Genomic DNA, 21,260 nt, shown 5'->3' with positions numbered 1-21,260 from the left:
GAGCGGTAGTTCAGTCGGTTAGAATACCTGCCTGTCACGCAGGGGGTCGCGGGTTCGAGTCCCGTCCGTTCCGCCACCCTAATTAGGGGCGTAGTTCAATTGGTAGAGCACCGGTCTCCAAAACCGGGTGTTGGGGGTTCGAGTCCCTCCGCCCCTGCCAGAAACAATCCTTAGCATCTGCTAAGGATTTTTTTTGCTTCTTTTTTAGTACCCACGCTACAAATAATCTCTCGCATGGCATCCTTGCCGGAAATATTTAATCAATTACTTTGATTTTCAAAAGATCGCGGATCTGATTCTGTTTGTCGCTATTCTGTAGCCAAATTGCATAAAGTGGGCGAGAAAGTATCGTTGTGTCAGCAACCGGGTGCAGCTTCTCTTTTTGCTCTGCCCATGAGACAGGCAGCCAGGTGCAGCCATTGAGTTGCGGTAATTGCTGATGTGCTACTTCTGCAGAGCTGGTCGTCAATGTTGGCACATCATCACTGGCGATTAACTCCAACTCATGCTGCTGAAAATCGGGCCCCCATTCGAGGCGCAGGTAATTCAATTCCGACTTGCTCTTTTCCGGAGCTGCGCAGTAAAGCGCAAGTGTGAAATGGCCGAGCAACTGGCTGCTAAATTCATCCATCTTTGGTGTTTCAGTTGTAATCAAAAGATCCAGTTGCCGCTCATGTAGCTGTTTAACCAATGATTGTCGCTGTGCAATTCGTGCTTCGAATTGAAGGTTTCCTTGCAGGTTATACAGCCTGGTTAACCAATTGCTAAGCATGCATTCCCATAGTGATGCGCTGGCACCAATAGAAAATTGGTGGTGCCGCGATGTATGCGCCACTTCCTTCCTTGCTGCTTGCCACGTGCTCATCAATGTTTCCGCATACGGCAGCAGCTTCTCGCCTGCTGCTGTCAGGCGGATATTGTTGCGATGGCGTGTAAAGAGATTAACCCCAAGCTGGTTTTCTAACTGGCGAATACGAAAACTCACCGCGGACTGGGTCAGATAGAGTGCTTCGGCTGCACGACCGAAGTGACGAGTCCTGCTAACTTCCAGGAAAGTTTTTAATAATTCCGTATCCACAGTTTTCTCCACAAAAAAATTTGTCGTAATGATTTAAATGTTTTGTTTTACACTCTGTCAAGCGTAACTAATACTCCGCGCCATAAATAGCTCGGCCAAAGAATTAGGAGCGTGCAGGATGGCGGAAAGCTTTACGACGACGAATCGTTTTTTCGACAATAAAAATTATCCACGCGGGTTCTCTCGCCACGGTGATTTCACCATCAAAGAGGCGCAACTGCTTGAGCGTCATGGTTATGCTTTTAACGAGCTGGAACTCGGTAAGCGTGAACCGGTAACTGAAGAAGAAACGCAATTCGTTGCAGTGTGCCGTGGAGAGCGTGATCCAGACACCGAAGCAGAACGTGTTTGGATCAAGTATATGGCGCGCATTAAGCGTCCGAAGCGCTTTCACACCCTGTCAGGTGGGAAACCACAGATGGAAGGCGCGGAAGACTATACGGATTCCGAAGATTAAGAGAGAAGGGGCTAAGGCCCCTTTTTTTTACATCAGCATTTTTTGCAAGTGAATCAGCAGTCTGTCAATTGCGCGATAACTTAACGCTTCCTGCAGGTGTGCTCGCAGAATTGCAGGCTCGTCTTCAAGATCGGCTATCGTACGTGCAACCCTCAACAGACGTTGCCAGGCGCGTACCGACAACCCCAGACGTGTTAACGTCTCTTCCAGCCAACTCCCGTCTTCCCTGGTAAGTATACAAAGCTGTTTCGTTTCGCTGCTGTCCAGACGTGCATTGAGTTTATTCTGACGCTGATACTGCCGTGTCCGGGCCTGAATAACCCGCAAGCGCACCGTTTCACTACTTTCACCTTTATGTTGTGGCTGGCTCATCAACCCCGGTGCAAGCAGAGGGATCTCAAGCGAGAGATCGAAGCGATCAAGAAAAGGGCCTGATAGTTTTCCCAAATAGCGCAGTGTTTGCTCCGGTGTTGAGCGGTTATGGTTTCCCTGGTAATGGCCAGTCGGGCTGGGGTTCATGGCGGCGATTAACTGGAAGCGTGCGGGATAGGTAACTTTCGCCCTTGCCCGCGAGAGATGGATTTGCCCGGATTCAATAGGTTCACGGAGTGCATCCAGCACGCGGCGTTCAAATTCCGGTAATTCATCCAGAAACAGAACGCCATTATGTGCCAGCGAAATTTCCCCTGGGCCAGGTATGGATCCACCGCCGACAAGCGCCGCCAGTGAAGCACTGTGATGCGGGGCTCTGAATGGGCGTCTGCGCCAGTGGCGCGAGAGTGAAGCTGAATTTACAACACTCATAATTGTTGCGCTTTCCAGTGCTTCCTGGTTATTCAACGGCGGCAATAGTCCCCCCAGTCGACTGGCCAGCATGGTCTTTCCCGTGCCCGGTGGCCCTATTAACAATAGGTTATGTCCACCTGCCGCAGTGATTTCCAGTGCGCGCTTCCCTTGTTCCTGTCCAATAACATCGCTTAAATCCTCACTGTAGGCCTCCTGGCTGCTACAAAAGGGGACAGGTGAAGGTAATGCCTGTTTTCCTTCCAGAAACGCGCACACCTCCTGTAAATGGTCGGCGACCAGACACTCCTGCGTTTCCGTGAGGCTGGCTTCCGCTTCGTTTTCTCTGGCAATAACGATGCGTCTGTTGGCTTTTACCGCTTCAATGACAGAAGAGATGGCACCGGGAACCCCACGTAATGCGCCTGTAAGGGCGAGTTCACCGACAAACTCATAGCGACTTAATTCAGGGGCCGTTAGCTGCTCAGAGGCGGAAAGAAGCGCGATAGCGATAGGTAAATCGTATCGTCCACCTTCTTTGGGTAGATCCGCAGGTGCCAGGTTAATCGTGATCCGTTTCGCCGGAAATTCATACCCGCTGTTGATAATGGCGCTACGCACCCGATCGCGCGCTTCTTTAACGGTGGTTTCCGGTAGCCCAACAATAGTCAGTCCCGGCAGCCCGTTGCTGATATGTACCTCAACGGTGACCAGCGGGGCCGTCACGCCTAACGCCGCTCGCGTAAAAATTACAGACAATGCCATAGGCTCTCCTTTTCGCAGACATTATCTGTTTTGGTTATCGCTTTTCATTATCGGAAGGCTGCTTTTGCGCGCACGTTTCCTGAATTTCACTGTAATTGGTTACTTTTTTCACCTTGTTGGAATGATGATCTCAGCGTTGTATTGCTATGGCAAGGCGTGAGAAATTTTCACTAAGAATATTCTCTATATAAAACAAAGATTTTTTGTCAATTTGTCGATGCCGCCGCAAACGGCGTCATAAATTTTTCTTGTTTCTTGACTTAAATCTGTGTTACCTCTTTAGGCATTCCTTCGAACATGAAGCAAGAACAAACACAAATGAAAGCCCTTCTACGAGTGATTAGCCTGGTCGTGATTAGCGTGGTGGTGATTATTATCCCACCGTGCGGGGCTGCACTTGGACGAGGAAAGGCTTAAAAAACAAGCCTTAACGAACTAAGACCCCCGCACCGAAAGGTCCGGGGGTTTTTTTATGACCTAAAAATATAAACGAGGAGCAGAGAATGAGTTTTAGCACAAAATTCTGTTTCTCCCGATATCCGGCGGGGAACTGACTATGAATGGGGCACAGTGGGTAGTACATGCGTTGCGAGCGCAGAAAGTCGATATCGTCTTCGGCTATCCGGGCGGCGCAATTATGCCGGTTTATGATGCATTGTATGACGGCGGCGTGGAACACCTACTTTGCCGGCACGAGCAGGGCGCGGCGATGGCCGCTATTGGCTATGCTCGCGCCACCGGTAAAACCGGCGTTTGCATCGCGACTTCCGGTCCTGGTGCTACGAACCTGATCACCGGCCTTGCTGATGCGTTATTAGATTCGGTGCCGGTGGTGGCCATCACCGGCCAGGTCGCGGCTCCGCTTATGGGTACCGATGCGTTTCAGGAAGTGGATGTTCTGGGTTTATCCCTGGCCTGCACAAAGCACAGCTTTCTGGTTGAGTCGCTGGAAGAATTACCGCGTGTCATGGCTGAGGCTTTCTACGTGGCGAATTCCGGCCGCCCTGGCCCGGTACTGGTTGATATTCCAAAAGACATCCAGCTGGCTGTCGGCGACTTGGATCCCTGGTTCGCAACCGTCGACGATGAGCATTATTTCCCGCAGGCTGACGTTGAACAGGCGGTGGAGATGCTCTCGCGGGCGACAAAACCGATGCTGTACGTTGGTGGCGGTGTGGGTATGGCGCAGGCGGTTCCGGCACTGCGTGAGTTTCTGAGCATGACGCAAATGCCGGTCACTTGTACGCTGAAAGGGCTAGGCGCGGTGGAAGCTGATTATGCTTACTATCTTGGCATGCTGGGGATGCACGGCACGAAAGCCGCGAACTTTGCCGTGCAGGAGTGTGACTTGCTGATCGCCGTGGGTGCCCGTTTTGACGATCGTGTAACCGGCAAGCTGAATACCTTCGCGCCGAACGCCAAAGTGATCCATATGGATATCGATCCGGCGGAAATGAGCAAACTGCGCCAGGCGCACGTTGCGCTGCAGGGCGATTTAAATGCGTTGCTGCCTGCACTGCAACAGCCGCTGGCGATTGATGCCTGGCGTCAATACAGCGCAGATCTGTGTCGCGAGCACGCCTGGCGTTACGACCATCCCGGTGACGCAATCTACGCGCCGTTGTTGTTAAAACAACTCTCCGATCGCAAACCGGAAAACAGCGTAGTCACTACCGATGTTGGTCAACATCAGATGTGGGCTGCGCAGCATTTGCGTTTCAGCCGCCCGGAAAATTTCATTACGTCCAGTGGGTTAGGCACGATGGGCTTCGGTTTGCCGGCCGCCGTTGGCGCGCAGGTTGCTCGCCCGGACGATACGGTAATCTGTATCTCCGGTGACGGCTCCTTCATGATGAATGTTCAGGAGCTCGGCACCGTTAAACGTAAGCAGTTACCGCTAAAGATTGTCTTACTGGACAACCAGCGTTTAGGGATGGTTCGTCAGTGGCAGCAGTTATTCTTCAATGAACGTTATAGCGAAACCACCCTGACTGATAACCCCGATTTCCTCATGCTGGCCAGCGCTTTTGGCATCCCCGGCCAGCACATCACCCGAAAAGACCAGGTTGAAGCGGCACTCGACACGATGCTCACGAGCCCAGGGCCATACCTGCTTCATGTCTCAATCGATGAACTTGAGAATGTCTGGCCGTTGGTGCCGCCCGGCGCCAGTAACTCACAAATGCTGGAGAAATTATCATGATGCAACATCAGGTCGCCGTTGAGGCTCGCTTCAATCCGGAAACATTAGAACGCGTACTGCGTGTGGTGCGTCACCGTGGCTTTCAGGTGTGTGCCATGAATATGGAAACCGCCAGTGATACGCGAAACATAAATATCGAATTGACCGTTGCCAGCCCGCGGCCTGTCGAATTACTGTTTAGCCAGTTAAGCAAACTTGTTGACGTTGCCCGGGTTGATATCCGCCAGCGTGCCACATCATCACAATCACAACAAATCCGCGCGTAAGCGCAAAAGGAAGAATAATGACGACGAAAAAAGCAGACTACATTTGGTCTAATGGCGAGATGGTTCGTTGGGAAGATGCAAAAGTCCACGTGATGTCCCACGCGCTGCATTACGGCACCTCCGTGTTTGAAGGTATCCGTTGCTATGACTCGCACAAAGGTCCGGTAGTCTTCCGCCATCGTGAACATATGCAGCGTCTGCGCGATTCCGCCAAAATCTATCGTTTCCCGGTATCTCAGAGTGTTGATGAGCTGATGGAAGCCTGCCGCCAAGTGATCCGCAAAAACAATCTGACCAGCGCCTATATTCGCCCGCTGGTGTTTGTGGGCGATGTTGGCATGGGCGTTAACCCTCCGGCGGGCTACACCACTGATGTGATCATCGCCGCGTTCCCGTGGGGCGCTTACCTCGGTGCGGAAGCACTGGAGCAGGGGATCGACGCGATGGTTTCTTCCTGGAACCGCGTTGCGCCGAACACTATCCCAACAGCTGCAAAAGCAGGCGGTAACTATCTTTCTTCCCTGCTTGTGGGTAGCGAAGCGCGCCGTCACGGTTACCAGGAAGGGATCGCGCTGGACGTTAACGGCTACATCTCTGAAGGCGCGGGCGAAAACCTGTTTGAAGTGAAAGACGGCATTCTGTTCACGCCGCCGTTTACCTCTTCTGCACTGCCGGGTATTACGCGTGATGCGATCATTAAGCTGGCAAAAGAGTTGAACATTGAAGTTCGCGAGCAGGTGTTGTCCCGTGAATCGCTGTATCTGGCGGATGAAGTGTTTATGTCCGGTACCGCAGCGGAAATCACGCCGGTGCGCAGCGTCGACGGCATTCAGGTTGGCGAAGGTCGTTGCGGCCCGGTAACCAAACGTATTCAGCAAGCATTCTTTGGCCTCTTTACCGGTGAAACGGAAGATAAGTGGGGCTGGTTGGATCAAGTTAATCCATAAATACCCCTCATACTTCAGGTTGTAGGTGTGTTGGCCGCACTCGTTCACCCCAGTCACTTACTTATGTAAGTGACTGGGGATTCGCTCGCTTGCCGCCTTCCTACAACCCGGATTATTTAGGGTATAGCAAATAAAAACGGGACGGCACGCACCGTCCCGTTTAACTGACAGACACTGGGAGTTAAAGCATGCCTAAGTACCGTTCCGCCACCACCACCCACGGGCGCAATATGGCGGGTGCCCGCGCGCTGTGGCGCGCAACCGGGATGACCGACGCCGATTTCGGCAAGCCAATTATTGCCGTCGTGAACTCGTTTACCCAGTTCGTGCCAGGCCACGTTCACCTGCGCGATCTGGGTAAGCTGGTTGCGGAGCAAATCGAAGCCGCAGGCGGCGTGGCGAAAGAGTTCAACACCATCGCCGTTGATGATGGCATCGCCATGGGCCACGGCGGCATGCTTTACTCACTGCCTTCCCGCGAGCTGATTGCCGATTCCGTTGAATATATGGTCAATGCCCACTGCGCTGACGCGATGGTGTGTATTTCCAACTGCGACAAAATCACCCCAGGGATGCTGATGGCCTCTCTGCGGTTGAACATTCCGGTGATTTTCGTCTCCGGCGGCCCGATGGAAGCCGGGAAAACAAAACTCTCCAACCAGATAATCAAACTCGATCTGGTGGATGCCATGATTCAGGGCGCAGATCCGAAAGTCTCTGATGATCAGAGCGATCAGGTGGAACGCTCCGCCTGCCCAACTTGCGGTTCCTGCTCCGGTATGTTCACCGCCAACTCAATGAACTGTCTGACCGAAGCGCTGGGGCTGTCGCAGCCGGGTAACGGCTCGCTGCTGGCAACCCACGCCGATCGCAAAGATCTGTTTATCAACGCGGGTAAACGCATTGTTGAGCTGACCAAACGCTATTACGAGCAAGATGACGCCAGCGCACTGCCGCGTGCTATCGCCAATAAAGCGGCGTTTGAGAACGCCATGACGCTGGATATCGCCATGGGCGGCTCGACTAACACCGTTCTGCACCTGCTGGCCGCCGCGCAGGAAGCAGAAATTGATTTCACCATGAGTGATATCGATAAGCTGTCCCGCAAAGTTCCGCAGCTGTGTAAAGTCGCGCCGAGTACGCAGAAATATCATATGGAAGATGTGCACCGCGCCGGTGGCGTGTTGGGCATCCTGGGTGAGCTGGATCGCGCTAACTTGTTGAATCGTGACGTGAAAAACGTGCTCGGTCTGACGCTGCCACAAACCCTTGAGCAGTACGACGTGATGCTGACCAAAGACGACGCGGTGAAAACCATGTTCCGCGCAGGTCCGGCGGGCATCCGCACCACGCAGGCGTTCTCGCAGAACTGCCGTTGGGACACGCTGGATGATGATCGTGCTGAAGGCTGCATCCGTTCGCTGGAGCATGCTTATAGCCAGGACGGCGGTTTGGCCGTGCTGTACGGCAACTTTGCGGAAAACGGCTGTATCGTAAAAACCGCAGGCGTTGATGACAGCAACCTGAAATTCACCGGCCCGGCGAAAGTGTATGAAAGCCAGGATGCGGCAGTGGAAGCCATTCTCGGCGGTAAAGTTGTCGCAGGTGATGTGGTGGTGATTCGCTACGAAGGACCAAAAGGTGGGCCAGGGATGCAGGAAATGCTCTACCCAACCAGCTTCCTGAAATCGATGGGTCTTGGCAAAGCTTGCGCGCTGATCACTGACGGGCGTTTCTCCGGCGGAACATCGGGCTTGTCTATCGGCCACGTCTCCCCGGAAGCAGCAAGCGGTGGCAATATCGGCCTGATCGAAGATGGTGACATCATCGCTATTGATATTCCGAGCCGTAGTATTCAACTGCAACTGAGTGACCGTGAACTGGCGGCGCGTCGTGAAGCACAGGAAGCCCGTGGCGATAAAGCCTGGACGCCGGTTGACCGTGAACGTCAGGTTTCCTTCGCGCTGCGCGCTTATGCCAGCCTCGCGACCAGTGCGGATAAAGGCGCGGTTCGCGATAAATCCAAACTTGGGGGTTAATGATGGCTGAATCCCAACCTCTCTCAGCCGCTCCCGAAGGGGCGGAATATCTGAGAGCGGTGCTGCGTGCGCCGGTTTACGAAGCGGCGCAGGTAACGCCGCTGCAAAAAATGGAGAAGCTCTCTTCGCGTCTCGACAACGTGATCCTGGTGAAGCGTGAAGACCGCCAGCCGGTACACAGCTTTAAGTTGCGTGGCGCGTACGCGATGATTGCCGGGTTGACCACCGAGCAGAAAGCGCATGGCGTGATTACTGCTTCTGCGGGCAACCACGCGCAGGGCGTGGCGATGTCCTCGACGCGCCTGGGGATCAAATCGCTGATTGTGATGCCTGTCGCCACTGCGGATATCAAAGTGGATGCGGTGCGCGGCTTTGGTGGCGAAGTGCTGCTGTACGGTGCCAACTTCGACGAAGCGAAAGGGAAAGCCATCGAACTTGCCGAGCAACAAGGTTTCACCTTTGTGCCGCCGTTTGATCACCCTATGGTGATCGCCGGGCAGGGCACGCTGGCATTGGAATTATTGCAACAGGACGCGCATATCGATCGGGTTTTTGTGCCGGTCGGCGGCGGCGGTTTAGCGGCGGGCGTCGCGGTGTTAATTAAACAGTTGATGCCGCAAATCAAAGTGATTGCTGTTGAAGCGGAAGATTCCGCATGCCTGAAAGCGGCGCTGGAGGCGGGCCATCCGGTAGATTTACCCCGCGTTGGGCTGTTTGCTGAAGGTGTAGCGGTAAAACGCATTGGCAACGAAACCTTCCGCCTGTGTCAGGAGTATCTCGACGACATCATCACCGTGGATAGCGATGCGATTTGCGCGGCGATGAAAGATCTGTTCGAAGATGTCCGCGCGGTGGCGGAACCGTCCGGTGCGCTGGCGCTGGCGGGGATGAAAAAATACATTGCTAAACACAATATTCACGGTGAACGACTGGCGCATGTGCTTTCCGGTGCGAACGTCAATTTCCACGGCTTACGTTATGTTTCTGAACGTTGTGAATTGGGTGAGCAGCGTGAAGCGCTGCTGGCAGTGACTATTCCGGAAGAGAAAGGTAGCTTCCTGAAGTTTTGCCAGTTGTTGGGCGGGCGTTCCGTTACAGAGTTTAATTACCGTTTTGCTGATGCCAAAGACGCCTGCATTTTTGTCGGCGTGCGGTTAAGCCGGGGGCTGGAGGAGCGTAAAGAGATCCTCGATCTGCTGCACGAAGGCGGTTATAGCGTGGTGGATCTTTCCGATGATGAGATGGCGAAACTGCACGTGCGTTACATGGTCGGCGGACGTCCGTCGAAACCGCTGCGTGAACGCCTGTACAGTTTTGAGTTTCCGGAATCGCCCGGCGCGCTGCTGAAATTCCTGCATACGCTCGGTACGCACTGGAATATTTCATTGTTCCATTACCGTAGCCACGGTACCGATTATGGGCGCGTTCTGGCCGCATTTGAACTGGGCGAGCATGAGCCGGATTTCGAAACCCGGCTCAACGAGCTGGGCTACGAGTGCCACGACGAAACAAATAACCCGGCGTTCCGCTTTTTCCTTGCCGGTTAGTTGTTTGGCAGGATTTTCCAGAACGCATCAATAAGCGGCTCATAAAGCCGCTTTTTTTGTACACACACGCCAAGCTCAAACGGCGTTTTCTCATCGCTGCGTTCAAGGATCATCACGCGGTTGCGCACCGGCTCCGGGCTGTTTTCCAGCACCACTTCCGGGATTAGCGCCACGCCGCAACCGAGCGCGACCATCGACACCATCGCTTCGTGACCACCGACCGTGGCGTAAATCGACGGGTTGCTGATTTTATGACGGCGGAACCACAGCTCGATACGGCGGCGCACCGGGCCTTGATCCGCCATGATAAACGGCACGGTTGACCAGTCCGGTTCGGGCTGCGAAACCTGGTTTCGCACCGGGCACGGCAGCGCAGGCGCTATCAGTACCACGGCCAGATTTTCCAGCATCGAAAACGCTACCGCGCCGGGCAGCGTTTCCGGTTTCCCGGCAATGGCCAGATCCGCTTCGCCGGTGGCCACTTTTTCCATCGCATCGGCGGCATCGCCGGTGGTGAGTTTGATCTCTACCGACGGATGCTCTGCGCGAAAGCGATCGAGAATTGGCGGCAAATGGCTGTAAGCCGCGGTAACGGAACAGAAAAGATGCAGCTCACCGGAGAGCGACGGACCTTGCTGGTCGATGGTGTGGCGCAGTTGCTGATACTGCAATAACGTTTGTTGAGCGAAAACGCGCAGCTCTTCGCCCGCTTCTGTCAGCGTGACGGTACGGTTATCACGTACAAACAACGGTTGCCCGAGATCTTCTTCCAGCCGCTGGATTTGTCGCGAAAGCGTGGAAGGGCTGACATGCATGGCGCGCGCGCTGCGGCCAAAATGGCGGCTTTCGGCCAGATGCAGGAACGTTTTCAGATCGCGTAAATCCATGAGACAGGCTCCACAAATTTACATTGCAAAAATTGCAATGTGACATTGTTAATATATCAATTTAAGCAACGCATTTCCTGTCATATAGTGGGTTCAATCTCGCTCATCAGCGAACTGAACAATAAATATTGCCCTGAATAATTTGCGCAACAGAAAATCCAAAACGTTAGCGCAAAAGAAGAACGGCACAACACAACATCACACGACGAGGTCTCAAATGGCTAACTACTTTAATACCCTGAACCTGCGCCAGCAGCTGGCGCAGCTGGGCAAATGCCGATTTATGGCGCGTGACGAATTTGCCGATGGCGCAAGCTACCTTCAGGGTAAAAAAGTGGTCATCGTCGGCTGCGGCGCCCAGGGGCTGAACCAGGGCCTGAACATGCGCGACTCCGGCCTGGATATCTCTTACGCGCTGCGTAAAGAAGCCATTGCGGAAAAACGCGCGTCCTGGCGCAAAGCGACCGAAAACGGTTTTAAAGTCGGTACTTATGAAGAGCTGATCCCGCAGGCGGATCTGGTCGTAAACCTGACGCCGGACAAACAGCACTCTGACGTCGTACGTTCCGTACAGCCGCTGATGAAAGACGGCGCAGCTTTGGGCTACTCTCACGGTTTCAATATCGTGGAAGTGGGTGAGCAGATCCGTAAAGACATCACCGTTGTGATGGTGGCGCCGAAGTGCCCGGGTACTGAAGTGCGTGAAGAGTATAAACGCGGTTTCGGTGTTCCGACCCTGATCGCTGTCCACCCGGAAAACGACCCGAAAGGCGAAGGGATGGCGATTGCTAAAGCCTGGGCTGCGGCAACCGGTGGTCACCGTGCGGGCGTTCTGGAGTCCTCTTTTGTTGCGGAAGTAAAATCTGACCTGATGGGCGAGCAGACTATCCTTTGCGGCATGTTGCAGGCAGGTTCCCTGCTGTGCTTCGACAAGCTGGTGGCGGAAGGTACCGACCCGGCTTACGCAGAAAAACTGATTCAGTTCGGTTGGGAAACCATCACCGAAGCGCTGAAACAAGGCGGTATTACGCTGATGATGGATCGCCTGTCCAACCCGGCGAAGCTGCGTGCTTACGCGCTGTCTGAACAGCTGAAAGGCATTATGGCACCGCTGTTCCAAAAACATATGGACGACATCATCTCCGGCGAGTTCTCTTCCGGCATGATGGCTGACTGGGCCAACGACGATAAGAAACTGCTGACCTGGCGTGAAGAAACCGGTAAAACCGCGTTTGAAACCGCACCGCAGTTTGAAGGCAAAATCGGCGAGCAAGAGTACTTTGATAAAGGCGTGCTGATGATTGCGATGGTAAAAGCGGGCGTTGAACTGGCGTTCGAAACCATGGTGGCGTCCGGCATTATCGAAGAGTCCGCTTACTATGAATCGCTGCACGAACTGCCGCTGATTGCCAACACCATCGCGCGTAAACGTCTGTATGAGATGAACGTGGTTATCTCCGATACCGCAGAGTACGGCAACTACCTGTTCTCTTACGCTTGCGTACCGCTGCTGAAAGAGTTTATGACCACGCTGCAAACGGGCGATCTGGGCACCGCGATTGCCGAAGGTGCGGTAGATAACGCGCAGTTACGCGATGTGAATGATGCGATTCGCAGCCACGACATCGAAAAAGTGGGCCAGAAACTGCGAGGTTATATGACGGATATGAAACGTATCGCCGTCGCGAGTTAATTCCCCGTCGTCTTTCGGTCGTGGTAAGCCGAATTTCATAGCAAAGTTTAAGCCCGGAGGCGCTAGCGCTTCCGGGCTTTTTTACGAGCAAAAATGGCGGCGATCTTTTTTGCACATCTGTCTTGTTGAATGTGTCTTTATGTAATATGGTAAGTTACATGAAAATAAATAACTCATTCTCCGCGACGCTGCACATCCTGCTCCATATGGAACAGGCGGATAAACCGATGACATCGGAACAGATGGCTGAATACATCGACGGTAATCCGGCGTTTATTCGCAAACTGCTTGCCGGGTTACGGGAACAGCAGATTGTCTGCGCGACTAAAGGGCACCACGGCGGCTGGCGACTCTGTCGCTCCGCCAGCCTCGTCACACTCTACGACATCTACATTGCACTGGGATCGCCTGCGTTATTCGCGTTGGGCAATCGTAACGAGAACCCCGAATGTCTGGTTGAACAAGGGGTGAATCGGGTGATGTCATCGACACTTGCCGACGCACAATCGCTGATTCTTGAACGATTTAAAAACCTGACGCTACAAGATATCGGCGCGGAATTTATCAGTTATCTCAATGAAAAGGGGCACCACTGATGATTGCAGATTTAACAACCTGCCTGATGATTGCGCTGGCAGCCAGCAGCATTTCAATCACGGTGACGCAAACGGCGCTATTTGCGGCTTTTCGTGAATGGACGGTGAAAAAGAACGCGATGATAGGGCACTTGTTTCAGTGTTTCTATTGTCTGAGCCACTGGGCGGTGTTTGGCGGCATGCTGGTGTACCGTCCTGCTCTGCTGCACAGCGGTATTGCAGTGATCGACTGGGTGATGACGGCGTTTATTACCATTACCCTGGCGACGTTGATTAATGGCCTGATGTTTAAAGTGTTCCAGGCGGCGATTAATATGCATGTGATGAAGCATGAAGCGCAGCAGAGGCTGCAATCGCACAAATAAAAAAACAGCCTCTCTGTGATGAGAGGCTCGGTCATTAGTTGCGGTACAGCACTTTGATGATGTGGTAACCGAACTGGGTGTGCAGCGGGCCGGTTGGCTCCAGCACCGGGCAGGAGAACACCACTTTATCAAATGCGGGAACCATCTGGCCCTGGCGGAATTCGCCCAAATGTCCGCCTTTTTTGCCTGACGGGCAGATAGAGTGTTTCTTTGCCAGCTTCTCGAAATCGCCGCCGTTTTTGATCTGTTCTAGAAGATCCAGTGCCAGTTTCTCTTCTTTAACAAGGATATGCAGTGCTGCTGCGGTTTTTGCCATGATCGTGCCTTGAGTGGTATGGATTTGGCTGGCTATACTACCACGCGTTTATACACTTCAGCCTGCAATCTGCCCCGCTGTTGGTTGCACCTGCGACTCCGCCCATGCGTGGGACTCGCGCCTTTGGTGTTGCAGTAAGCTGCGTTAAAATCTGTCCCCGGCAGATTTGTCCCCCGTCACTTACATGAGTAAGCGGCTGGAGATTCGCGGCCTGAATGACTTTGTGTATATTTTCCCTCCAGACTTTTCATTGAGTGATTTTTTATGCGTTTAAACCCCGGACAACAACAAGCCGTCGAATTCGTCACCGGACCATGCCTGGTGCTGGCGGGAGCGGGATCCGGTAAAACACGCGTGATCACCAATAAAATCGCCCATTTGATCCGCGGCTGTGGCTATCAGGCGAAACATATTGCGGCGGTAACCTTTACCAATAAAGCTGCGCGTGAGATGAAAGAACGTGTTGCGCAGACGCTGGGGCGCAAAGAGGCGCGCGGGCTGATGATCTCCACTTTCCACACGCTGGGGCTGAATATCATCAAACGTGAGTTTGCCGCGTTGGGGATGAAATCTAACTTTTCCCTGTTTGACGACACCGATCAGGTCGCGTTGCTGAAAGATCTGACCGAAGGGCTGATCGAAGACGACAAATTGGTGCTGCAACAGCTGATCTCGACGATCTCAAACTGGAAAAACGATCTGATGACACCACAACAGGCCGCTGCGCGCGCAAACGGTGAACGCGATCGTATTTTTGCTCATTGCTACGGTCTGTACGACGCCCATATGAAGGCGTGTAACGTACTCGATTTTGACGACCTGATCCTGCTGCCGACGCTGCTATTGCAGCGCAATCAAGAGGTGCGCGAACGCTGGCAGAATAAAATTCGTTACCTGCTGGTGGATGAATATCAGGACACCAACACCAGCCAGTATGAGCTGGTAAAGCTGTTAGTGGGCCAGCGCGCGCGCTTCACCGTCGTGGGTGACGATGACCAGTCTATTTATTCATGGCGCGGCGCGCGGCCACAAAACCTGGTGCTGCTGAGCCAGGATTTCCCGGCATTGCAGGTGATTAAGCTGGAACAGAACTACCGCTCTTCCGGGCGCATCCTGAAAGCGGCGAATATCCTCATCGCCAACAACCCACACGTTTTTGAAAAGCGGCTCTTTTCTGAACTGGGTTACGGTGCGGAGCTAAAAGTGCTCAGCGCCAACCATGAAGAGCATGAAGCCGAGCGCGTGACCGGTGAGCTGATTGCTCACCACTTCGTGAACAAAACCGAATACAAGGATTATGCGATCCTCTATCGCGGCAACCACCAGTCGCGCGTGTTCGAAAAATTCCTGATGCAGAACCGCATCCCGTACAAGATTTCCGGCGGCACCTCGTTCTTTTCGCGCCCGGAAATCAAAGATCTGCTGGCCTATTTGCGGGTACTGACCAATACGGATGATGACAGTGCGTTTTTGCGAATTGTGAATACGCCAAAGCGTGAAATTGGCTCGGCAACGCTGCAAAAGCTGGGCGAATGGGCGATGTTGCGAAATAAGAGCCTGTTTGCCGCCAGCTTTGACGTTGGTCTGAACCAGACGCTGACCGGGCGCGGCTATGACGCGCTGACGCGTTTTACTCACTGGCTGGGCGAGGTTCAGCGCTTGTCGGAGCGCGAGCCTATCGCGGCGGTACGCGATTTAATTCACGGCATTGATTACGAATCCTGGTTGTTTGAAACATCCGCCAGCCCGAAAGCAGCGGAGATGCGCATGAAAAACGTCAACACGCTATTCGGCTGGATGACAGAGATGCTGGAAGGCAGCGAACTGGATGAGCCGATGACGCTGGCGGAAGTCGTCACGCGCTTTACCCTGCGCGATATGATGGAGCGCGGCGAGAGTGACGACGAATCCGATCAGGTACAGTTGATGACGCTGCACGCTTCTAAGGGCCTTGAATTCCCGTATGTTTTCCTGGTTGGTATGGAAGAGGGATTATTACCGCACCAGAGCAGTATCGATGAAGATAACGTCGATGAAGAGCGGCGGCTGGCTTATGTGGGCATCACCCGTGCGCAGAAAGAGCTGATTTTCACCCTCTGTAAAGAACGCCGCCAGTACGGTGAGTTAGTCCGCCCGGAACCGAGCCGATTCCTGCTGGAACTGCCGCAGGATGATTTGATTTGGGAGCAGGAACGGAAAGTGGTCAGCGCCGAAGAGCGCATGCATAAAGGCCAGGCCAACGTGGCGAATATTCGCGCGATGCTGGCGAAAGCGAAGGACAAATAAAAACTCACCTTCATTGAAGGCAGTGTGGATTGCGCCCTCGAAGAGCGGGCTGAAAAAGTTAAAAAGAAGCGTCTGCCCGCTCCGTTAGATTAAACCCGACAGAGCCAAAACCCGTTGCTGCCAAGTGATTTAGTGAGTAATAAAAAAGCCCGCAGCGGGCGGGCCATCTTCTGTTTCTGTGTGAGGGTTACTGGATTTCCAGCGACCAGTGCACGTAACTCTGCCACTGGCTTTCCTGATCAATCAGTTCTGCGCCAAGCGGGTGACTTGCCAGCCACCCTTGCGGTAGCGTCAGCACCAGCTTCTCTCCCTGCGCGGTAACCGCAATATCCGGCAGCAGATCATCGCGACGACGGCTGGCGAAAATAATGGCCAGACGAAGCAGACGACAAAGGTGCTCTGCCACGCGCGGCGGCACGGCGTTTTGCTGATGGAGCGACGAGAGATCCACAGCGTTCGTCTGGTTAAGCAGCAATGTCGCGAGCAGTTTCTTTTGCGCGGGGGTAAAACCTGGCAGGTCGAGATTACGTACCAGCCATGCCGCGTGTAGCGGTGCTTGCTTAAACTCAATGCTCAAACCAATTTCATGCAGTTCGCAGGCAACTTTCAGAATTTCGATGCTGTACGCATCTAATTCCCACACTTTAGCGACGCTCTGCGCAAAACGCCCGGCCAGCGTTGTCACGCGGCGGGATTGATCGGTATCGATAATAAAACGGCGTTGAATATTGCGCAGCGTGCGGCTACGAATGTCTTCATCTACCGCCAGGTGCAACATGCCGTAGACCAGACCTTCGCGTAATGCGCCACCGGCCAGCGTCATGCTTTCAATATTCATTTCGGTGAAGATAGCGATAAGGATGGCCAGACCGCTCGGGAACACCAACGCGCGTTCGAGTGTCAGGCCTTCGATTTCCAGCTCTTCAAGCCGTCCGCACTGTATGGCGCGCTGCTTAAGCTGCTGCAATTTAGCGAGGGTGATGCGCTCATCCATGCCCTGCGCCATCATAATTTCTTGCAGTGCCTGAACCGTACCCGAGGCCCCGACACAAACTTTCCAGCCATGGTGGCGAAGCTCATCGGCCACCGGGCGCAACACCTCACAAGCGGCTTGTTCGGCGGCGGCAAAATTTTCCTGCCCGAGGTTGCGGTCGGTAAAAAAGCGCTCAAGCCAGGTGACGCAGCCCATCGACAGGCTGAAAAGGGAGGTTGTTTGTGCACCGGTGCCAGTGACCAACTCTGTACTGGCACCGCCAATATCAACCACCAGACGCTGATCCGCACCACCCGTAGTGTGCGCAACGCCCTGATAGATCAGCCGCGCTTCTTCCTCGCCGCTAATAACCTGCACTGGGCAGCCCAGGATTTCTTGCGCTTTGTCGATAAATTCCTGCGCGTTAACCGCCAGGCGCAACGTGGCTGTTGCTACGACGCGGATTTGCTCCTGGGGAATATCCTGCAGACGTTCGGAAAACAGCCGCAGGCACTGCCACCCTCGCTCCATCGCTTCCTGAGAAAGACGATTGTCGGGGCTTAACCCTGCAGCCAGGCGAACTTTGCGTTTGATGCGCGAAAGCGTCTGAATGCTTCCCGCCACCTCGCGCACAACCAGCATATGAAAACTGTTGGATCCAAGATCAATAGCGGCATAGAGCGAGGCGGAACCGAGCATATTTTTAACCTGAACGACGGCGATTACGTGGAGCGCCACCGCTGCGGCGCGGGCCGTTGCCAGAGCGTGCTCGCGTCAAACGTTTTGGCGGTGGCAGCTCGCTGAGCAGGGCATCCGGATCGTATTTGCTGACCGGAATCGAGTGCCCGATATAGGTCTCAATCGCCGGCAGGTTCAATGCGTACTCTTCACAGGCAAGGCTGATTGAGTTGCCGCTGGCACCAGCGCGACCGGTACGACCGATACGGTGAACGTAATCTTCACAATCGTCCGGCAGATCGTAGTTAAAAACGTGCGTGACTGCAGGAATATGCAGACCACGTGCAGCAACGTCAGTCGCGACCAGAATGTCGAGATCGCCACGCGTGAACTCATCAAGAATACGCAGGCGTTTTTTCTGCGCGACATCGCCGGTCAGCAAACCAACACGATGACCATCTGCGGCCAGGCTGCCCCAGATATCTTCACAGCGGTGTTTGGTATTGGCGAAGATAATGGCGCGATCTGGCCATTCTTCTTCGATCAGCGTTTGCAGCAAGCGCATTTTCTCGTCGTTAGACGGGTAGAAAAGCTCTTCTTTAATACGGTGGCCCGTTTTTTGTTCCGGCTCCACTTCGACATATTCGGCGTTATTCATCTGCTCAAACGCCAGCTCACGCACCCGATAGGACAGCGTGGCGGAGAAGAGCATGTTCAAACGTGAAGTCACTGGTGGCATACGGCGGAACAGCCAGCGGATATCTTTGATAAAGCCCAGATCGTACATACGATCTGCTTCGTCCAGCACCACGACCTGGATCGCGCCCAGGTTAATATGGTTCTGTTTGGTGTAATCGATCATTCGGCCCGTGGTGCCGATTAAAATATCGACGCCGCTTTCCAGCACTTTCAGCTGTTTGTCATAGCCGTCACCGCCGTAAGCCAGACCCAGCTTCAGGCCAGTTGTTTGCGCCAGCGGTTCTGCATCGGCATGAATTTGTACCGCGAGTTCACGTGTCGGCGCCATGATAATCGCGCGCGGCTGGTTCACTTTACGGTCTTCGATTGCCGGGTGAGAGAGTAGATAATGAAACGTTGACGTTAAAAACGCCATCGTTTTGCCGGTACCGGTTTGCGCCTGACCTGCAACATCACGGCCCGCCAGCGTCAGCGGAAGAGCCAGAGCCTGAATAGGCGTGCAATTATGAAACCCTTTTTTTTCAAGGGCTTCGATCACCTTTGGGTGCAGGGCGAAGTCGGTAAACTTCTGTTCTGTTAAATGTGTTTTGCTCATAGTGTGGTAGAATATCAGCTTACTATTGCTTTACGAAAGCGTATCCGGTGAAATAAAGTCAACCTTTAGTTGGTTATTGTGGCATCAACACGCTGCTGTTTTATGCTACACCAACATGCCAGGCTTATTCCTGTGGAGTTATATATGAGCGATAAAATTATTCACCTGACTGACGATAGTTTTGACACGGATGTACTCAAAGCGGACGGGCTTGTGCTCGTTGATTTCTGGGCAGAGTGGTGTGGACCGTGTAAAATGATCGCCCCGATTCTGGATGAAGTCGCTGATGAGTATGAAGGCAAGCTGACCATTGCGAAGCTGAACATCGACCAGAATCCGGGCACCGCGCCGAAATATGGCATTCGCGGTATCCCGACCCTGCTGCTGTTTAAAAACGGCGAAGTTGCAGCAACCAAAGTTGGCGCCCTGTCTAAAGGCCAACTGAAAGAGTTCCTGGACGCCAACCTGGCGTAATCCAGGCTCCGCCGGCGCGCCAGCAGTCCTAATTTTTGGGGATCGCTGGACGCCCGGCTTCAGCCGTGCTAATTTAGTTTTGACTTCGTTTTGAACATACCTTTAGTTGTTTGAATCTAGCATTACCCCGATACTTCCCGCAGAGCAATACCATCGCGAGAGAAGTCGACAGATTCCGGGCTTATCACTTATTCCGTCTTATCGTTTCAGTTCTGCGTACTTTCCTGTGACCAGGCACCGATCAGACATAAGTTGATGGCCGTTAACAGGCATGGATGACCCTGCCATACCATTCACAACATTAAGTTCGAGATTTACCCCGAGTTTAAGAACCCACACCATTATGAATCTTACCGAATTAAAGAATACGCCGGTTTCTGAGCTGATCACTCTCGGCGAAAATATGGGGCTGGAAAACCTGGCCCGTATGCGCAAACAGGACATCATTTTCGCCATCCTGAAGCAGCACGCGAAGAGTGGCGAAGATATCTTTGGCGATGGCGTGCTGGAGATTCTGCAGGATGGATTTGGTTTCCTCCGCTCCGCAGACAGCTCCTACCTCGCCGGCCCTGACGACATCTACGTATCCCCCAGCCAAATCCGCCGTTTCAACCTCCGTACTGGTGACACCATTTCAGGTAAGATTCGCCCGCCTAAAGAAGGTGAACGTTACTTTGCATTGCTGAAAGTTAACGAGGTGAACTTCGATAAGCCGGAAAATGCGCGCAATAAGATTCTGTTCGAAAACTTAACACCGCTGCACGCGAACTCTCGTCTGCGTATGGAACGTGGTAATGGCTCGACGGAAGACTTAACCGCACGCGTACTGGATCTGGCGTCGCCGATCGGTCGTGGTCAGCGTGGTCTGATTGTTGCACCGCCAAAAGCCGGTAAAACCATGCTGCTGCAGAACATCGCGCAGAGCATTGCTTACAACCATCCAGACTGCGTACTGATGGTGCTGCTGATTGACGAACGTCCGGAAGAAGTGACCGAGATGCAACGTCTGGTTAAAGGTGAAGTGGTTGCTTCCACCTTTGACGAACCAGCTTCCCGCCACGTGCAGGTTGCAGAAATGGTTATCGAGAAGGCCAAACGTCTGGTCGAGCACAAGAAAGACGTTATCATTCTGCTGGACTCCATTACCCGCCTGGCGCGCGCTTACAACACCGTTGTTCCGGCTTCCGGCAAGGTGTTGACCGGTGGTGTCGACGCGAACGCCCTGCATCGCCCGAAACGCTTCTTCGGTGCCGCGCGTAACGTGGAAGAGGGCGGCAGCCTGACCATTATCGCGACCGCGCTGATTGATACCGGTTCGAAAATGGACGAAGTGATTTACGAAGAGTTTAAAGGCACCGGTAACATGGAACTGCACCTCTCGCGTAAAATCGCTGAAAAACGTGTCTTCCCGGCGATTGATTACAATCGTTCCGGTACGCGTAAAGAAGAGCTGCTCACCACTCAGGAAGAGCTGCAGAAAATGTGGATCCTGCGCAAAATCATTCACCCGATGGGTGAGATCGACGCCATGGAGTTCCTCATTAACAAGCTGGCAATGACGAAGACCAATGATGAGTTCTTTGACATGATGAAGCGCTCTTAATATAAATAAA

General features: G+C 53.5%; 19 protein-coding genes and 1 tRNA gene. 14 read left to right on the top strand and 6 right to left on the bottom strand.

Going from position 1 to position 21,260, the window contains the following annotated elements; genetic code table 11:
• Positions 1 to 84 precede the first annotated feature (84 nt).
• Positions 85 to 160, top strand: a tRNA-Trp gene (locus tag ACFX4O_RS22730).
• Positions 161 to 256: 96 nt separating this feature from the next.
• Here the strand turns inward: ACFX4O_RS22730 and hdfR are convergent.
• The gene (gene hdfR, locus ACFX4O_RS22725) at positions 257 to 1,090 is read right to left on the bottom strand and encodes an HTH-type transcriptional regulator HdfR (protein ID WP_380211395.1); all 834 of its coding nucleotides are present in this window, start codon (positions 1,088 to 1,090) and stop codon (positions 257 to 259) included.
• A 106-nt stretch (positions 1,091 to 1,196) separates the two neighbouring features.
• Between hdfR and ACFX4O_RS22720 the strand changes: the two genes are divergently transcribed.
• Entirely contained in the window at positions 1,197 to 1,535 is a 339-nt protein-coding gene (locus tag ACFX4O_RS22720) for a DUF413 domain-containing protein (RefSeq protein ID WP_131412690.1), read from the top strand.
• 27 nt (positions 1,536 to 1,562) lie between these two features.
• On the opposite strand, the gene ACFX4O_RS22715 is transcribed toward ACFX4O_RS22720, so the two are convergent.
• Positions 1,563 to 3,083, bottom strand: coding sequence for a YifB family Mg chelatase-like AAA ATPase (locus tag ACFX4O_RS22715; RefSeq protein WP_380211393.1), 1,521 nt, complete (start codon positions 3,081 to 3,083; stop codon positions 1,563 to 1,565).
• 318 nt (positions 3,084 to 3,401) lie between these two features.
• Here ACFX4O_RS22715 and ilvL point away from each other — a divergent pair, with 318 nt between their 5' ends.
• From ilvL to ilvA, 6 genes are all read left to right on the top strand, one after another.
• Entirely contained in the window at positions 3,402 to 3,500 is a 99-nt protein-coding gene (ilvL, locus tag ACFX4O_RS22710; RefSeq protein ID WP_015966468.1) for an ilv operon leader peptide, read from the top strand.
• A gap of 139 nt (positions 3,501 to 3,639) precedes the next feature.
• Positions 3,640 to 5,286, top strand: a complete 1,647-nt coding sequence (gene ilvG / locus ACFX4O_RS22705) for an acetolactate synthase 2 catalytic subunit (RefSeq protein WP_380211391.1) — start codon at positions 3,640 to 3,642, stop codon at positions 5,284 to 5,286.
• Entirely contained in the window at positions 5,283 to 5,552 is a 270-nt protein-coding gene (gene ilvM, locus ACFX4O_RS22700) for an acetolactate synthase 2 small subunit (RefSeq protein WP_131412684.1), read from the top strand. Before ilvG ends, ilvM begins: the two co-directional genes overlap by 4 nt.
• 17 nt (positions 5,553 to 5,569) lie before the next feature.
• The gene (locus ACFX4O_RS22695; RefSeq protein WP_131412682.1) at positions 5,570 to 6,499 is read left to right on the top strand and encodes a branched-chain amino acid transaminase; all 930 of its coding nucleotides are present in this window, start codon (positions 5,570 to 5,572) and stop codon (positions 6,497 to 6,499) included.
• Between the two features lie 188 nt (positions 6,500 to 6,687).
• Positions 6,688 to 8,538, top strand: coding sequence for a dihydroxy-acid dehydratase (ilvD, locus tag ACFX4O_RS22690; protein WP_131412680.1), 1,851 nt, complete (start codon positions 6,688 to 6,690; stop codon positions 8,536 to 8,538).
• A 2-nt stretch (positions 8,539 to 8,540) separates the two neighbouring features.
• Positions 8,541 to 10,085, top strand: a complete 1,545-nt coding sequence (gene ilvA, locus ACFX4O_RS22685; protein ID WP_380211401.1) for a threonine ammonia-lyase, biosynthetic — start codon at positions 8,541 to 8,543, stop codon at positions 10,083 to 10,085.
• Here ilvA and ilvY read toward each other — a convergent pair.
• The gene (gene ilvY / locus ACFX4O_RS22680) at positions 10,082 to 10,972 is read right to left on the bottom strand and encodes an HTH-type transcriptional activator IlvY (protein ID WP_305737465.1); all 891 of its coding nucleotides are present in this window, start codon (positions 10,970 to 10,972) and stop codon (positions 10,082 to 10,084) included. The two genes, ilvA and ilvY, sit on opposite strands and share 4 nt — an antisense overlap.
• Positions 10,973 to 11,189: 217 nt before the next feature.
• Between ilvY and ilvC the strand changes: the two genes are divergently transcribed.
• The 3 genes from ilvC (at position 11,190) to ACFX4O_RS22665 (ending at position 13,626) form a co-directional block, all read left to right on the top strand.
• Entirely contained in the window at positions 11,190 to 12,665 is a 1,476-nt protein-coding gene (gene ilvC, locus ACFX4O_RS22675) for a ketol-acid reductoisomerase (RefSeq protein ID WP_380211389.1), read from the top strand.
• Between the two features lie 158 nt (positions 12,666 to 12,823).
• Positions 12,824 to 13,261, top strand: a complete 438-nt coding sequence (locus ACFX4O_RS22670) for an RrF2 family transcriptional regulator (RefSeq protein WP_380211387.1) — start codon at positions 12,824 to 12,826, stop codon at positions 13,259 to 13,261.
• Positions 13,261 to 13,626: a DUF1360 domain-containing protein gene (locus ACFX4O_RS22665; protein WP_380211385.1), complete on the top strand. Its 366-nt coding sequence runs from the start codon at positions 13,261 to 13,263 to the stop codon at positions 13,624 to 13,626. Before ACFX4O_RS22670 ends, ACFX4O_RS22665 begins: the two co-directional genes overlap by 1 nt.
• A gap of 34 nt (positions 13,627 to 13,660) precedes the next feature.
• On the opposite strand, the gene ppiC is transcribed toward ACFX4O_RS22665, so the two are convergent.
• Complete coding sequence (gene ppiC / locus ACFX4O_RS22660) at positions 13,661 to 13,942, bottom strand: peptidylprolyl isomerase PpiC (RefSeq protein WP_001140255.1); 282 nt, start codon at positions 13,940 to 13,942, stop codon at positions 13,661 to 13,663.
• A 264-nt stretch (positions 13,943 to 14,206) separates the two neighbouring features.
• Between ppiC and rep the strand changes: the two genes are divergently transcribed.
• Complete coding sequence (gene rep, locus ACFX4O_RS22655) at positions 14,207 to 16,228, top strand: DNA helicase Rep (RefSeq protein WP_131412670.1); 2,022 nt, start codon at positions 14,207 to 14,209, stop codon at positions 16,226 to 16,228.
• Between the two features lie 187 nt (positions 16,229 to 16,415).
• Here rep and gppA read toward each other — a convergent pair whose 3' ends face one another.
• Together gppA and rhlB are read right to left on the bottom strand one after the other, a co-directional pair.
• Complete coding sequence (gppA, locus tag ACFX4O_RS22650; RefSeq protein WP_131412668.1) at positions 16,416 to 17,900, bottom strand: guanosine-5'-triphosphate,3'-diphosphate diphosphatase; 1,485 nt, start codon at positions 17,898 to 17,900, stop codon at positions 16,416 to 16,418.
• Between the two features lie 4 nt (positions 17,901 to 17,904).
• Positions 17,905 to 19,173, bottom strand: coding sequence for an ATP-dependent RNA helicase RhlB (rhlB, locus tag ACFX4O_RS22645; protein ID WP_131412666.1), 1,269 nt, complete (start codon positions 19,171 to 19,173; stop codon positions 17,905 to 17,907).
• Between the two features lie 144 nt (positions 19,174 to 19,317).
• Between rhlB and trxA the strand changes: the two genes are divergently transcribed.
• Entirely contained in the window at positions 19,318 to 19,647 is a 330-nt protein-coding gene (trxA, locus tag ACFX4O_RS22640; RefSeq protein ID WP_017459713.1) for a thioredoxin TrxA, read from the top strand.
• 343 nt (positions 19,648 to 19,990) lie between these two features.
• Complete coding sequence (rho, locus tag ACFX4O_RS22635) at positions 19,991 to 21,250, top strand: transcription termination factor Rho (protein WP_004386383.1); 1,260 nt, start codon at positions 19,991 to 19,993, stop codon at positions 21,248 to 21,250.
• Positions 21,251 to 21,260: the final 10 nt, after the last annotated feature.

This window comes from Kosakonia sp. YIM B13571, from assembly GCF_042788095.1.
GTDB lineage: Bacteria > Pseudomonadota > Gammaproteobacteria > Enterobacterales > Enterobacteriaceae > Kosakonia > Kosakonia quasisacchari.
This window is presented reverse-complemented; position numbering and strand designations above follow the sequence as displayed.